General features: G+C 59.4%; 11 protein-coding genes and 1 riboswitch. Of the genes, 1 reads left to right on the top strand and 10 read right to left on the bottom strand.

The features are described from left to right. The 10 genes from ENI00_RS01740 to cbiB form a co-directional block, all read right to left on the bottom strand. The coding region (locus tag ENI00_RS01740) for an AAA family ATPase (RefSeq protein WP_304097908.1) at positions 1-432 on the bottom strand (432 nt) is incomplete at its 3' end. After that, positions 433-1,044: a cob(I)yrinic acid a,c-diamide adenosyltransferase gene (cobO, locus tag ENI00_RS01735; RefSeq protein WP_304097906.1), complete on the bottom strand. Its 612-nt coding sequence runs from the start codon at positions 1,042-1,044 to the stop codon at positions 433-435. A gap of 52 nt (positions 1,045-1,096) precedes the next feature. Further along, on the bottom strand, positions 1,097-5,293 hold the full coding sequence (locus tag ENI00_RS01730) for a cobaltochelatase subunit CobN (RefSeq protein WP_304097901.1): 4,197 nt from the start codon (positions 5,291-5,293) through the stop codon (positions 1,097-1,099). After that, positions 5,281-6,615 carry a cobyrinate a,c-diamide synthase gene (locus ENI00_RS01725; RefSeq protein WP_304097898.1) on the bottom strand — a complete coding sequence of 445 codons (1,335 nt, stop codon included), beginning with the start codon at positions 6,613-6,615 and terminating at the stop codon, positions 5,281-5,283. The genes ENI00_RS01730 and ENI00_RS01725 overlap by 13 nt, the downstream gene beginning before the upstream one ends. Positions 6,616-6,628: 13 nt before the next feature. Next, entirely contained in the window at positions 6,629-7,411 is a 783-nt protein-coding gene (locus tag ENI00_RS01720) for an ABC transporter ATP-binding protein (protein WP_304097896.1), read from the bottom strand. After that, positions 7,411-8,370, bottom strand: coding sequence for a FecCD family ABC transporter permease (locus ENI00_RS01715; protein ID WP_304097891.1), 960 nt, complete (start codon positions 8,368-8,370; stop codon positions 7,411-7,413). The genes ENI00_RS01720 and ENI00_RS01715 overlap by 1 nt, the downstream gene beginning before the upstream one ends. Positions 8,371-8,403: 33 nt before the next feature. Next, positions 8,404-9,288, bottom strand: coding sequence for a cobalamin-binding protein (locus ENI00_RS01710; protein ID WP_304097888.1), 885 nt, complete (start codon positions 9,286-9,288; stop codon positions 8,404-8,406). Positions 9,289-9,313: 25 nt separating this feature from the next. Then, positions 9,314-11,149, bottom strand: coding sequence for a TonB-dependent receptor domain-containing protein (locus ENI00_RS01705; protein ID WP_304097886.1), 1,836 nt, complete (start codon positions 11,147-11,149; stop codon positions 9,314-9,316). A 161-nt stretch (positions 11,150-11,310) separates the two neighbouring features. Next, positions 11,311-11,517: riboswitch (cobalamin riboswitch) on the bottom strand. 11 nt (positions 11,518-11,528) lie between these two features. After that, entirely contained in the window at positions 11,529-12,626 is a 1,098-nt protein-coding gene (gene cobD, locus ENI00_RS01700) for a threonine-phosphate decarboxylase CobD (RefSeq protein WP_349740309.1), read from the bottom strand. Further along, positions 12,569-13,492, bottom strand: coding sequence for an adenosylcobinamide-phosphate synthase CbiB (gene cbiB, locus ENI00_RS01695; protein WP_304097911.1), 924 nt, complete (start codon positions 13,490-13,492; stop codon positions 12,569-12,571). The genes cobD and cbiB overlap by 58 nt, the downstream gene beginning before the upstream one ends. Before the next feature lie 130 nt (positions 13,493-13,622). Here cbiB and ENI00_RS01690 point away from each other — a divergent pair. Further along, on the top strand, positions 13,623-14,146 hold a 524-nt coding region (locus tag ENI00_RS01690; protein ID WP_304097882.1), incomplete at its 3' end, for a nicotinate-nucleotide--dimethylbenzimidazole phosphoribosyltransferase.

The raw sequence follows: 14,146 nt of genomic DNA, 5'->3' as shown, positions 1-14,146 counted from the left end.
GTTGGCGCGCAGGTTAATTTCAGCGGGGCTGCCCGCGCCTTCGGCGATAATCACATCATAGCGTGCGCTGAGCGCACGCCAGGCGTCCATCACCGCCACCATTGCCTCGGCTTTGTAGGCGTGATAATCCAGCGCATCCATGTTGCCGTGCACCTGGCCGCGCAGAATCACCTGGGCGCCGCAGTCACTTTGTGGCTTCAACAACACCGGGTTCATATCGCTGTGAGGTTCAAGGCCGCAAGCCAGCGCCTGCAGTGCGGTAGACCGGCCAATTTCACCGCCATCGATCGTAACCGCGCTGTTCAGTGCCATATTCTGCGGCTTGAACGGCGCCACCGACACACCCTGGCGCGCCAGCCAGCGGCACAGGGCCGCAACCACGGTGGTTTTACCGGCGTCTGAGGTGGTGCCCTGAATCATCAGCGTGGGCATTTAAAGCTCAACGCCCTTTTGGGCCTTGATGCCCTGATCCTTGAAGGCGTGCTTCACCACGCCCATTTCGGTAACGGTGTCTGCCAGATCAATCAGTTCCTGTGGCGCGTTACGCCCGGTAACCACCACGTGCTGCATCTCCGGGCGGCCCTGCAGATCGTCCAGTACACGGTCCAGATCAATGTAGTCGTACTTGAGCGCAATGTTGAGCTCGTCCAGCAGAATCATGTCGTAGCGGTCGTCCTGCAGCATGGCCGCGACTATGTCCCAGGCGGCATTGGCAGAGGCAACGTCCTGCTCCCGGTTTTGGGTATCCCAGGTGTAGCCTTGCCCCATTACATGGTAATCCACATTGGGCAGGTCGCGGAAAAAAGCTTCCTCGCCGGTGCTGAACGCACCTTTGATGAACTGCACAATGCCGACTTTCATACCGTGGCCGAGGGCGCGGGCAACCATGCCAAAACCGGAGCTGCTTTTGCCTTTGCCCGGGCCGGTCAATACCAGTAACACACCCTGTTCTTTCTGGGCGTTAGCAATGCGTTCGTGCATCATTTTTTGCTTGGCCGCCATCCGGCGGGCGTGGCGTTCGGGGTCTTTGGCGCGTTCACGCATTCAATCGTTCCTTTTCAGTTCGCAAATGAATGGGCTGGTGGCGGGCACAGCCTCAACATGAGGATGCAAGCTCCACCGGTTTCTGGCAATCGCGGCTCGCCCCGCGCAGGGAAGGATATCTGGAAGAGCCGCCTTTACGGGCAGAATCGAAAGCCTCCCGCTGTTGCGGGTCCAACTGATCCGCCACCCAGTCCATCAACGGATGATTCGGGCGGGTGTGGCCGCTCCCGGGCAGGCCATGTTCGATGATGTTCCCGGCGAAATCACGTACCAGGGATCGCAGGGTGAACACATCCACGTCCCAGAATCCTCGTTTGGCCGCCAGCAGCGCAATCGCCTGCATATGCGTCTTCACGTGAACATTGTGCCCCTCGGCCAGAAAGTCATTCAGGCCAAGGCCGTGACGATCCTGAAAATACACGTCGTTGATCTCGTCCCAGACGCTCGAACGCAGCACCTGCGGGCTGGTAATTTGCCAGCCCCACAGGTTATCCAGAAAGTCGCTGCCCATAGTACGGGCACCGGCATAGCCATGCTCCATTAACGGTGCCAGCCACTGCGGATTGAGATTGCGGGCGCGCAGCTCAACCTGCAACGCTCGCTGAAGTGAATCCACACGGGGGTTATCGGGGTCCTCATACTGCAAAACCCGATTTTCCGGTGGTTCGCCCCGCAGGTGCTCTACGGCATTGGAGAGCCCGCCCTGGAAATCAAAACCGTCGTCATTATCAAGCAGGCCGTACAAATGGCTGGAGCGGCCCAGATAGGTGTTCCCTACTGAAAGTAACTGGCGATCAAATGCCTCGTACGCCGGATCACCCAGACTTTCTTTGCCGTAAACATGGCCCATGCGGCGGCGATAGGCATCGCTTAGTTGTTGTCGCTCCTGCCAGGCGCCCGTGCGGGTAGCCAGCCTGTTCACCCCGGCGCCGTATGCCCCTGGCGCTGTGCCAAACACCCGGTAGGCAGCCTGCGTGCCCGCATCCCGCGCTGACCGGCCGGCCGCCAGCAAAACCCGCACATCGGCAACCCAACGCGCGGCTACGCCATTGGTTTCAAGCGATTCCGCGCCTCGCTCGCGCAGGGCGTTCGGTACTATCGACAATGCCTGATCGAGGGCCGGTGCCATCTCGGGGTGATCGCTCACGATCGTTTGCGCAGCGCCCGCCAGCGCATAGCGGGAGGCCAGATCCAGCCATTCCAGCTTGCTGCCGTACAGATCCCGAAAAAGCCCGGACGTGGTAAAGAGCACATTGCGACGAACCGGGTTGTCAGTGCCCGGCCCGGCCGGCAGGCGTTCCAGGCCGTTCACAATACCCCGGCTGTTCCAGACCGGCCGGATGCCCATGAGCCTGAGTCCGAATGCGATCATCACCCCCTCGTCACGAACCGTGTCCGACGCCCAGAGCACCAAAGCATCACTTTTGTCGCGTTGTCGGGTACCGGTTTTTTCTGCTTTTTCAAACAGATCCTCAGCCAGCGACCAGGCGACTCGCGTCGGGATCAGGTCGTCAGACAGGGCGTGGAAGTTTCGGCCGGTTGGCAGAACGTCCGGTGTTCGCAGCGGATCATTGCCCTGGCCCGGCGCCACAAACCTGCCCTCGAGCGCGTTCAGCCAGCTCGCTCGTTCTGCCGCCGGCGACGCTGCCAGCTTCTGTCTCAAGCCCGGCGCCGGTGTGCCGGATTCGCTCGCCATGGATGTCAGCATGGTGTCCAGCATGTCAGCCGTCCAGTCCCGACCAAACACGTGCAAACCCAGAGGCATGTAGTGTTCCTGTATATCGGTCACATAGTGTCCGGCCTCGTGAACCAGCAATTCCGGCGACAGTTCATCCACCGACACCTCGTCAGCAGAAAGGCCCATTTCACTGGCGATTTCATGCTCGATATCCTCGCCTATGTCCAGTGCGGCAATCTTTTCCCGAAGCATTTCCAGCGCGCGCTCCCGGGTGGGGCTGTCGGGTTCGACGGCAGACTCCCATGTCTCAACCAGCTGCCTTATTTCAAGCAGATCATCGTACAGCTCAGTAACCGCCAGCGGCGGTGTCAGATGGCTGATCATGACCCCCAGCGCCCGGCGTTTGGCCTGTATACCCTCGCCAACACCGTCCACAATGTAGGGATAGATCAGCGGCAGATCACCGCCCAGCAAATCCGGATAATCGTCTTCGGTCAGGCCGGCACGCCGCCGGGGCAGAAATTCCCGGGTGGAATGCCGGCCCACATAAACCAGCGCGTCGGCCGCATAGTGGTCCCTCAACCAATGGTAAAAGCCCACGTATTGGTGAGTAGGCGGGAACGTGGTGTTGGCGTGCAGCAGCTCTTCATCCACCTCCCAGCCTCTCGGCGGCTGAGGCCCGATAAAGATGTTGCCGAATGTCAGGCCGGGGAAAATCAGACGATCGTTCACAACCATTGATCGCCCCGGTGCTTCACCCCAGCCTTTGAGTGCCGGAATGTTGGTCCCGACCAGTAACGCTCGCTGTGCATCCAGTTCGCTTTTGTGGCCGCCTTGGGTCAGGCGTTGGTTCCACAGGGCCTCGTACTGATCAAGGCGGGCCAGGGCGGTTGCTCGATCAGGATGTTTTATATGTTCGATCAGGTTTCGGAGGTCCTTCACTCCCCGGTTCAATATGCCCAGGGCCAGCGCCTGTTCGCCTAGCTGATGGGCTTGTTCGAGGCGTTCGTGGAGATACCCTGTGGGCCCGTTAACCATTTCCTGCTGCACAACCGCTGGCAAAGACTGGAAATACTGTCGGTAGGTTTGCGCGCTCATCGACGGCACCTTAGTTGCCATTTCCTTCAACGACCGCGGATCATCCGGCAAGCTGACCCCCCGCTGTTGAATCAGATCAAGCAGGGCTTCCGGGCTATCCGGTATGGGGCCGGTTTTGTAGCCCTCGGCTTTCAGCCAGGTCAGCATCTCAAAGAGCGAGGCGGGAACATCCAGGTTGTCAGCACCGATATTCTGGCGCCCCGGAGGATGGTTGTAATAGATAATGGCCACCCGTTTGCGGGCATTGTCTTTGGTTTGCAGCGCCTGCCAACGCTTCAGGCGTTCAGCCAGCGCCGCAACGCGGTTGGGCACGGGCCGGGTCAAGGTCAGCGCAACGCCGGTCAGCGGGTCAAGCACCTCCGGCTCTGCCGTTGCCAGTACCATAGGCTGGCTGACTCCCTGAAGTTCCGGCATGGCCAGCTTGTAATGCACCTTGTCGGCGGGAATACCGTCAGCGGAAAACTGCCACTGGTTGCGCGTTCGGGACGCAAGCCTGAGGCCTTTGATCACCGGCACGTTAAGGCGGATCAGCTGTTTCGTGACCTGCCGGCGACCCTCACCGCCACCGATGGTGAAATCCTGAAGGCTGACAATACCCGCCAACCTTGCCGGTTGAATGGTTTCCTCCAGAGCGCGAAGTGCCTCAAGGCTGGCGCCACCCCACCGGGAGAGAATCGCGAAACACTGAAGCTTCCGGGCTTCCAGGGCGGCACACGTATCATCGAGTAAATCCCGGTCTCCAGGCCGGTCTCCGCTATCAAGATCAAGAATCACCACCACCGGACCCTCGACCAGCTTCAGGGCAGAGGCCTCGGCGCTGGCCGCTCCGTTCTGGTAATAGCGAATACTGGCACGGGGTTCGGGCTTGCCGTAATCCATATCGTGGCCGGCCTTGGCCAGCAGCCACTGAATCAGGCCGTCAATATGTTTCGGTGTCCGGCCCTGATAAAAAGCCCGGCCCTCCAGCCAGTCAGCCTGGTCCGGAAACCGTGCCTGCCTGGCGGCCAGATCCTCACTGGCACCCACACCGGCCTCAGGGGCAGCAACCAGCGCTCTTAGCCCGACATCGTCCAGCGTCGCCAATGGCTGGATACCGTTGATCCGCGACAGCCGTGAAATACGCCAGTCGCTGTTGATGCCCAGAATCGGCAACGGCCCGCCTGAGTGACTTGCTTCCGCCTCTTCTACCAGGCTGGCAAGGCGATCAACCTGATCGCCAAAAACCGCCGAAAGCACCATTGCATCAGCGCTCTTCAGCAAATCGAGCACCTGTTCGTCGCTCTTAACGGCCAATTGTGCGGGCGTTCGCAACAACACGCGATGATCAGGGTTGCGGCCCAGAAAGCGATGGGCACCAGCGGCCATTTCCGCTGCTGAACGCTCCGAAACAATGCCCACAACGGTAGCCGCCAACAGCGGGGGAGCACCGAACAAGATCGTGACGGCCGTTAAAAAAGCACTCAGGTGTCGCATTGGCGAAGACCCTCACGCCCGGCAAACAGCTCCGGTTTACCGCGAAAAATGGCCGCCACAAGTGTCGGAGCCGAGGGGAAGTAACCGTGAAAATAGCTGGCCACCAACCCTCTGCGCCAGAAAACCGCCTCGCCGCCGGTGCCCGCCTGTTTGTGGGTATAGGCGGCAGGTTGCCAGGACGTATCCAGAGTGGAGCGATGAAACGTGTGGCCCCGTAACTCGCCCAGCTCCGTTGTGAGGCTGTGCATGCCCAGCCCTTGCAAACGCTTGGCCATGGCCGCGCGGCCGGGCACCAGGCCAAACAGCAAATGCACAGTTCCTTCCTTGTCTGACAGTTCTTCGGCGCAGGCCATGAGACCGCCGCACTCCGCGAGTATCGGCTTGCCGACGTTATAAAACCCACGGATTGATTCGGCCATAGCGGTATTGTTCGCCAACGTGCCGCCATGCAGTTCCGGGTAACCGCCGGGAAGCCAGAGGGCATCGGCCGGCGGCAACTGCGCGTCGGTCAACGGTGAGAAGTAATGCAGCTCGGCCCCCATGGCCTCCAACAACTCTGTGTTTGCGCGGTAAATAAAACTGAAAGCCAGGTCGCGGGCAATGGCAATTCGCACGCCTGCCAGCAAAGCGTCTGGGTTCGCGGGCTCTGCCGCCGGGATGCTCACCGCTTTTGGCAGCACCTCAAGCCCCGCAGCTTTGAGCACGTCGGCCGCCTGATCAAGCTGTTGGTCCAGGTTGTTCAGTTCTGACGCCTGCACCAGGCCCAGATGCCGATCAGGAATGCTCATGGCGTCGTGACGGGGAATGGCTCCCAGCAGGCTGATGCCCTCCGGAAGCCCCTCTTTCAGCATGTCGCCGTGGCGTGGGCTGCCGATCTTGTTGGCGATAACCTGATACAACGACAGTTCAGGATCGAAGCTCGCCAGGCCCAGCACCAGAGCCCCGAACGTTTGCGCCATGCCGCCGGCGTCAATCACCGGCAAAGCGGGAATGCCCAGCAACTTGGCAAGATCGGCGCTGGACGGGTCGCCGTCGAACAACCCCATCGCCCCTTCAATCAGAATCAGATCGGCGTCTTGTGCGGCTTCTGCCAAGCGCCAGCGGCATTCGTGCTCGCCGGTCATCCACGGGTGCAGTTGGTAAACCGGATGGCCGGACGCCACTTCAAGCATCATCGGATCGAGATAATCCGGGCCGTGCTTGAACACTCGCACCTTGCGGCCGGCGTTCCGGTGCAGGCGCGCCAACGCGGCCGTCACCATGGATTTACCCTGCCCGGAGGCGGGGGCGGTAATCATCACTGCGGGTACGGAAACGTTCATAAACCAGCCATCTTCAGGGTTTGGGCGCGGAGCGCACGGGTACGAAAAGTGACGCGCCATCGACCTCTACGGTGATCAGTTTCTGATCATACAACTGCTCAAGCGCAGAAGGCTCCAGCATCGTTTCCGCGGGCCCCCAGCAGGCATCACCGCTGGTGTATAACAGCAACACGTGGCTGCACCAGCGTGCCGCCAGATTCAGATCGTGCAAGCAAAGAAAAACGGTTTTGCCAGTGCCTGCCTGGTCCGCCAGCAGGTTCATCACCTTTACCTGGTGGTGCAGGTCCAGATGGTTGGTGGGCTCATCCAATAGCCATATATCAGGGTTCTGGGTCATCAACGTAGCGATGGCGACACGCTGGCGCTCACCACCCGACAGCGTGTTCAGCAAGCGGTCAGACAGGTGATTAACATCCAGCGCGGTTAGGGCCTGCGCAGCGCGAGCCTGGTCTTCACCTTGCTCACTTTCCCAGGGCGATAGCCAGGGATGACGACCAATCAGTGCGGTTTCCATCACCGTGGCCGGAAAACTGTCCTGACGCTCCTGGAACACAAGGCCCAGTTGCCGGGCAATATGCCTACGCTTCTGTTCCTTCAAGAGGATGTCATTCAGCACTATCTGGCCACTGCGGGCGGGCAGCAAGCCGGCCAGCGTGTGCATCAAGGTGGTTTTACCGGCACCGTTGGGGCCAAGCACGCCCCAGATCTGGCCAGGTTCAATGTTCAGATTCAGGGAAAAACCATCGGGCCGGCCCGGCACGTTTATGATCAGATCGTGGGTGCGCAGCGTGCTCATCAGCGGCTCCGATGCAACAAGTAAAGGAAGGTGGGCACGCCCAGCAGCGCAGTGATCACCCCGACAGGTAGCTGTTCTGGAGCAATCACCGTGCGTGCAAGCGTATCCGCCAAAACCAGCAAGGTGCCACCTGCGAGGGCGCTCGCCGGCAGGATAATGCGCTGATCGTTGCCCAATACCAGCCTGAGCATATGGGGCACAATCAGGCCGACAAATCCGATACTGCCCGCGGTGGTCACGGCGGTGGCCGTCAGCAGGCTGGCGAGAACGTAAATTGTCCATTCCAGTGGCCGCACCGATACGCCCAGCGCCGCCGCCTGCATAGGTCCTCGCGCAAGGACATTAAGATTACGGGCAAGGGGCAGGATCAACCCAACGGATATAATCAGAACGATGAGTGCCGGCCAGGGCGAGCGCGCATAAGAGACATCGCCCATCAGCCAGTAAAGCATGCCGGGGAGTTTATAGGAGGGCGTTAAGGCCAGCATGAGGGTAATAACCGCGCCCCAACCGGCCGCAACAACCACCCCTGTCAGCAGCAGCCGTGAAGGCGTCCAACTGCCGGTGCCGTGCGCCAGACCAAACACCAGTACGGTGGCCAGCATTGCACCCGCAAACGCGGAACCCGATATCAGCAGAGTCCCCATTCCGGCCAGCATGGCCAGCAGCGCCCCAACGGCAGCACCGCCGGATAATCCCAGCACGTAAGGATCAGCGAGCGGGTTGCGCAGAAGCACCTGCATAAGGGCCCCCGCGACCGCCAGCAAACCACCGGTGGCAAACGCCGCAAGAGTGCGCGGCAAGCGCAAATCGATCAGAAGGGTACGATGCAAAGCGCTGCCTTCGCCCAGAACGACCTGCCAGAGGTCAGGCAGCGGGATCGTTACGCTGCCTAAAGCCATGGCCAGCACCACCGCGACCAGAGACAGGACGCCAAGGCAGAGCAGCGAACGTATCATCGTCTACCGACCACCACGCTGACGCCCTGAGCGTTAGCGTTCACGTGCAGTGTCCAGCTTTTCACAGATTAGCCTGGTCGCTTCAAGCAGCCTGGGGGTCGGTCGCGAAATCGGTGATGCCGGCACAAAAAACAGGTTATCTTTTTCAACCGCGCTCAGCCCGGAATAGTCTCTCCAGCGATCGAGCTGATCGTCGCTTTCACCGTCGACACTTCCTGTAAGGATAACGTCAGGGTTGGCCTCCAGAACGACTTCTGCACTGATTCTTGGCACCATGCGTGGCATATCACCAAACACATTGACACCGCCGCACAGCTTAAGGACTTTGCCAATCAAATGTTCGTCATTAATGGTCATCAGGGGCTGTTCCCAGACCTGATAAAACACCGGTATCGGTTCAACATCCCGGTACTGGGCAGCGATCGCTTTCATACCTGTCCGGAAGCGCTCAGCTTCCGCAAATCCCACCGGTTTCGTTCCTGCCAGAATGGAAATCCGCTCAATAGCGCGGGAAACCGCCTCGAATGTTCGGGGCTCTATGGAAAACATGGGCAGACCAAGTTCTTGCAGGAGCTCGACCTGCGCCGGAGGGTTACCCGTTACCCAGGTGATCACCAGATCCGGTTTGAGTGCCAGCAAGGCCTCCATGTCTATGCGAGTGTGAGTGCCAACCAGAGGCAGCTTGAGCGCGGCCGGAGGGTAATCGCTGTGGTTAACCACGGCGACTACCCTGTCGCCGGCACCCGCCGCAAACGTGAGCTCGGTCGCTCCAGGCGATAAGGTTGCTATTCGCCTGGCCGGCTCGGACAAACACACCTGCTTGCCCTGATCATCTTCCGCACACACGTCTGCCGACACCATCGCAGGCAGAAGCAAAAATGTGCAGAGCAGCGCCTTGACCGACCAGTGAGCCATCATTCCACTCTCGTTATCGTACTCGCATTTAACGGAAGTCATAACGCACGGTAAGCATGCCCGTGCGACCTGCGGCAATGTAGTTCTGGGTAGCGGATCTCCGGGCGGTTGAGTACTCTTTGTCAAGCACGTTAGCCAGGGTCAAGCGGGTGCTCCAGTCAGGCGCAAAATTCCAGCCTGCGCGCAGATCCAGAGTGGCAAAGCCCGGCAGTCGATTGGTGTTCGCAGCATCATCGTAGCGATCACCTTCTGCAATCACAGAACCCCCAAACACGAAGTTACTCACGGTTTTATCCAGATCAATACGAGCGGTCTGCCGTGTGCGGCGTCTTAGCTGGTTACCGGTTTTCCTGTCTTCCGGGTCCATGTAGCTCAACGCTATGGCGGTACGCCAGCCATGGGAGTCATAGCCGGCTGAGAATTCAGTACCGCGAATGCGTGCGTTATCGACGTTCACGCTGGTGGTTACACCACCTACTACCCCGAGGCTGATCAGGCTATCAATATCCATCTGATAAACCGCAAGATCCCAGAACCAGGCCTGATAATTTCCACTGGCTCCCAGCTCATAGTTTTCTGATGTCTCTGGTTTTAGATCCGGGTTCCCCGAAAAGGCAAAACCGCCGCCAAAATCGGTAAACGGGAAATAGAGATCATTGAACGTTGGTGCCCGGAAGGCAGTGCCGTAACTGGCACGCACGCGATGAGAGCGATCAAATTTGTAACCCAATGCCAGCCCGCCAGTTTCCTGGGTGCCGTAGGCTTCGTTGTCATCGCTGCGCAGGCTTAATTGCGCGTCAACAGGGCCAAAATTAAGGCGTAGCTGGCTGAATACGGCGGTGTTCGTTCTGCTGGTTTCGCTGAAGTCCTGAGTGCTGCTGACCTCGTCCTGCTGCAGTTCCGCGCCCACAACGAGCTCGTGAACGCTGTAGGAGAAGGTGTTTTCCCATCTGGCTTGCTGCAGTCGCGTGTTAAATTTGCTTTCACTGCCACCCTGAAACGTTGTGGCTTCATCCCGTGATTCCGAGAACTGAATACCCATTCGCCAGTTTTCGTTCAGGGGCGTCGCCACTCCAAGGCCAAGGGTGCGGAGCATGAAGTCGGTATCGCCCCCCTCAAACTCCGAGTTCCCTTCAGACTGCAACAGCATAGCGCTGGCCTCTCCCCCGTTTTCAAATTCATGCACAACCCGACCAAGCCCGGCTGTGTTGCGAAAACCCTTGTCTTCACCGTCTTCAACAATCGCAGTGCCGTCGGATTCTTTATGCAAACCGCTCAGGCTGAAGCGCGTGTTACCGGCCTCGCCTGAAATACCCGCGCTTGCCTTCTGGCTATCAAAATTACCAGCTCCGGCCTCAACCCAACCTTTCTGCCCCTGTTTCGGATCCAACGTGAAAGCCTGAACCACACCCCCCATGGCATCTGCACCGTAAAGCGAGCTACGAGGCCCGCGCACAACTTCAACGCGTTGAACGAGCTCTGTCGGGAAATATTGCCAGGAAGCGCCGCCGCCGGTCGCCGAGTGCATCTTTACACCGTCAACCAGAAAAACAGTACCGCCGTTTTTCACACCACGGGTATAGACACTCGTTGTTTTGCCAAAGGAACCGTTCCCGGTCACATTAATACCCGGCTGAGCGCGCAAAAGATCCGTGAAGTCGGCGGGCGCTTTCGACCGAATGTCTTCTTCATCAATCACGGTCACCGATGCCAGGCTCTCACCCACCGTTTTCGGGCCAAGGGTGGCGGTAACAACAATCGGATCCAGGGTCTTGCCAGAGGATTCCTGGGCAACCACGGTACAAAGAGGACTTAAAGAAAAGGGGACCAACAGACTGTTGGCAACAAGCCGAAAAGCTTTCATTAAACGCACTCACAGACAGACCACGCGCACCCGCATGGCTAATTGTTAGGTGCTGCAAAGGGAGGCTGATTCTGGCGGCAAGCCAGGCTAGAGCAATACAGTAAGGTGGGGAAATTCCGTAAGACAGACCGGTGTTTACCCACCGCAACTGCCCTCCGCAGCGTTCGGTGTGTTAACAGGCCGGTCTCCGGACTTGTGGGGGATAAAACCAATCGGCATAAGCCTTCCCATGCTCGCGCACAGTGGCATCTTTCTTCGCCAATCACCCACTTACCGTTGCGGGGGCAGTGCCGGACTCTAACCGGCTTCCCGTTTCACTGTTGCCGCGATGATGACGCGAGAACAACACCTGAAAACGAAGGGCAAGGCTAACAACGCGTTAATGTCTGGTCAATGACCAATCACTGCTCTTTCCCGCTAACGCGATTCCCAGTCTCCGCCACTGGCACTCATCTGCACACAGACCGAACCGCAGCATTCCCGGTTGCTCAAACACTCTGACCAACACCGCGCGCGCCGCCAGGTGATCCGCCAACGCCTGTGGATTGTCCACTCGAACGGTCTGGAACAGCGCACTGCCGCCAATCAGCGTAAGCCCGGCTGCCTGCAGCGTTTCCCGCAGCCTGCCAGCACTGTGCTGCAAACTCATGCAAGTGTTGAGCTGCCAGGCGGTATCGGTCAGCGCTTGCGCCATCACGTGGCGGGCTGGCCCGCTGAGCGGCCAGGGGCCAAGGGCCGCCTTTAAACGGTCGGCCTCTGCACCATTTGCAAATACGGCCCCCGCCCGCGCTCCGGCGAGACCAAAAAACTTCCCCAGCGAGCGGAAAACGAACAGCCCTTTTCGCCCGCTATGAGCACACACACTGAAGGCCGGGGTCGCATCCATGAACGCTTCATCAACAACCAACCAGCCACCGCGTCTTCGCAGCCGCTCATGCCAACGCATCAACGTGGCGGGCGGAACGATTTCTCCGGTGGGGTTATTGGGGTTGATCCAGACAAGTACATCCAACCGGTCAAGCCAACGATCATCGTAGCCGGAATCGCCACACCGGATCTGCTCATGGCTTACAGGGACAACCTCGTGACCTGCATTGCGCCAGCATTGCCCATGTTCACGATAGCCGGGCACGGGCACACCCACACGGCAGGGCGAGCGCAACCCCGGCAGCGCCATAATCGCCGCCTGGCTGCCGGGCACCGGAACACAGGCCGCCAGTGCTGCCGCGCCCGCCCACTCGCGAATAATATCTTCGAGCCCGTCGTCGGCTTCGGGCAGCCTTTGCCATATCTCCGCCGGCACAAGAGGAACCGGCCAGCCCACCGGGTTTATACCCGTAGACAGATCAAGCCATTGAGCGCGAGGAATACTCCAGCGCTCAACCGCTTCGTTCAAACGCCCACCGTGTTCCAGCCGCATTACCCACACACCCCAACAAAGACGAGCGTTGTCACCGCCAACCAGACGCCAAGCCAAAGCCCGACACCGTGCTGCACCAATCTGATAGCAGACTCCACACTTGCCGGGCTTGCATCCCGGGCGCCCCCCAGCACCGGACGTTGTTTTATGCCATCCGGATAAGGCGACGGCCCGCCAAGCCGAACATCCAAGGCGCCTGCACCCGCAGCCATAACCGGGCCGGCATTGGGGCTGTCCCACAATGGCGCCTGGTTTCGCCAACACCACCAGGCCAGTTTGCGATCGCCCAAGAGCGTGTAGGTAAGCGCCGTCAGCCGGGCCGGGACCCAACCCATCACGTCATCCAGCCGTGCTGCCGCCCGACCAAAATACAGAAACCGTGGAGTGCGATACCCCCACATGGCATCCAGAGTATTGACCATCCGGTGCATCACCAAGCCTGGAATACCGGCAACCAGGAACCAGAACAGGCTGGCAAACACCGCATCGGCGCCGTTCTCCAACATGGACTCGGTTGCCGCCGCGGCTACGCCTCTCTCATCAAGCGCACTGGCCTGCCGGCTTACAATACGGCTGACCTGTTCACGGGCTCTCTCAATGTCACCTGTGTGTAACGGTTCCACCACGGCCCGGCCATGTTCTGCCAGCCCATGAAGCGACAGGGCCAGCCAGAGCGCGATAGCCTGTGCCAGTATCAGCAGCCATCCATCGAGAGCCACAGACACCCAGATTGCGAGGCAAACAAACGGCAGCGTCAGCAGAAGCATCGCCAACGCGCCCCCCAACAGGCTTCGACGGGCCTCGTCAGGGGCGGTATTGAGTCTCTTCTCAACCATAGTGACCCATCGTCCGAACCCGACAACAGGATGCAGGCGGCCTGGTTCTCCCAGCCTATGATCAAGGACAAGAGCCAGCACACACACGAAGAAAGGAGCGAATAGCGACACAGAGGTTTCCGGGACAGTCTGAAGGTTAAGCGGCAAGCCTACCTCATTGCGCCCAGTCGGAGTATGATCCCGCCTCATACTATTTCGATGTCTTAAGGTATGCACAATGTCTTTTCCCTGCAGTTGGACTCACCCTCCCCGCCAACCCGAGGCACTTTTTTTTGAACGGGCCGCCCAGCGGCAAAGTGGGCTGACGAAGCCCACGGGCTCTTTGGGCCGATTGGAAACGGTTGCCATTCAGCTTGCCGGACTCCAGGGCACGGACGAGCCAACGCTTGATCACATTCAGATCAGCGTTTTTGTGGGAGATCACGGCATCTGCGAGGAAGGCATCTCCGCCTACCCCCAGGCGGTCACGGCACAGATGATTGCCAACTTTGCCAACGGCGGCGCGGCGATCAGTGTTCTGGCCAAATCACTGGGCGCAAGGCTGGAGGTGGTAAACCTTGGCACTGTGTCTGATGTGGCGCCTGGTTTAACAAACGTGGTTGATGCCCGCATTGCCCCAAGTACTCGTAATTTTGCGGTCACCGATGCCATGACCATTGAACAGGTAGGTTCTGCTCTGAACCACGGCGATGCCGCTGCCGAGCGCGCGGCTAGCAGCGGTTGCCAACTGTTTATTGGCGG

The sequence above is a fragment of the Marinobacter antarcticus genome, from assembly GCF_011049865.1.
GTDB lineage: Bacteria > Pseudomonadota > Gammaproteobacteria > Pseudomonadales > Oleiphilaceae > Marinobacter > Marinobacter antarcticus_A.
The sequence above is the reverse complement of the archived record's forward strand: the minus strand, read 5'-3'. Positions and strand labels throughout refer to the sequence as shown.

Coding starts and splice junctions, on each gene's coding strand:
- cobO (WP_304097906.1), bottom strand. CDS start 1,044: ATGCGTGAACGCGCCAAAGACCCCGAACGCCACGCCCGCCGGATGGCG.
- ENI00_RS01715 (WP_304097891.1), bottom strand. CDS start 8,370: ATGATACGTTCGCTGCTCTGCCTTGGCGTCCTGTCTCTGGTCGCGGTG.
- ENI00_RS01725 (WP_304097898.1), bottom strand. CDS start 6,615: ATGAACGTTTCCGTACCCGCAGTGATGATTACCGCCCCCGCCTCCGGG.
- ENI00_RS01710 (WP_304097888.1), bottom strand. CDS start 9,288: ATGATGGCTCACTGGTCGGTCAAGGCGCTGCTCTGCACATTTTTGCTT.
- ENI00_RS01730 (WP_304097901.1), bottom strand. CDS start 5,293: ATGCGACACCTGAGTGCTTTTTTAACGGCCGTCACGATCTTGTTCGGT.
- ENI00_RS01720 (WP_304097896.1), bottom strand. CDS start 7,411: ATGAGCACGCTGCGCACCCACGATCTGATCATAAACGTGCCGGGCCGG.
- ENI00_RS01705 (WP_304097886.1), bottom strand. CDS start 11,149: ATGAAAGCTTTTCGGCTTGTTGCCAACAGTCTGTTGGTCCCCTTTTCT.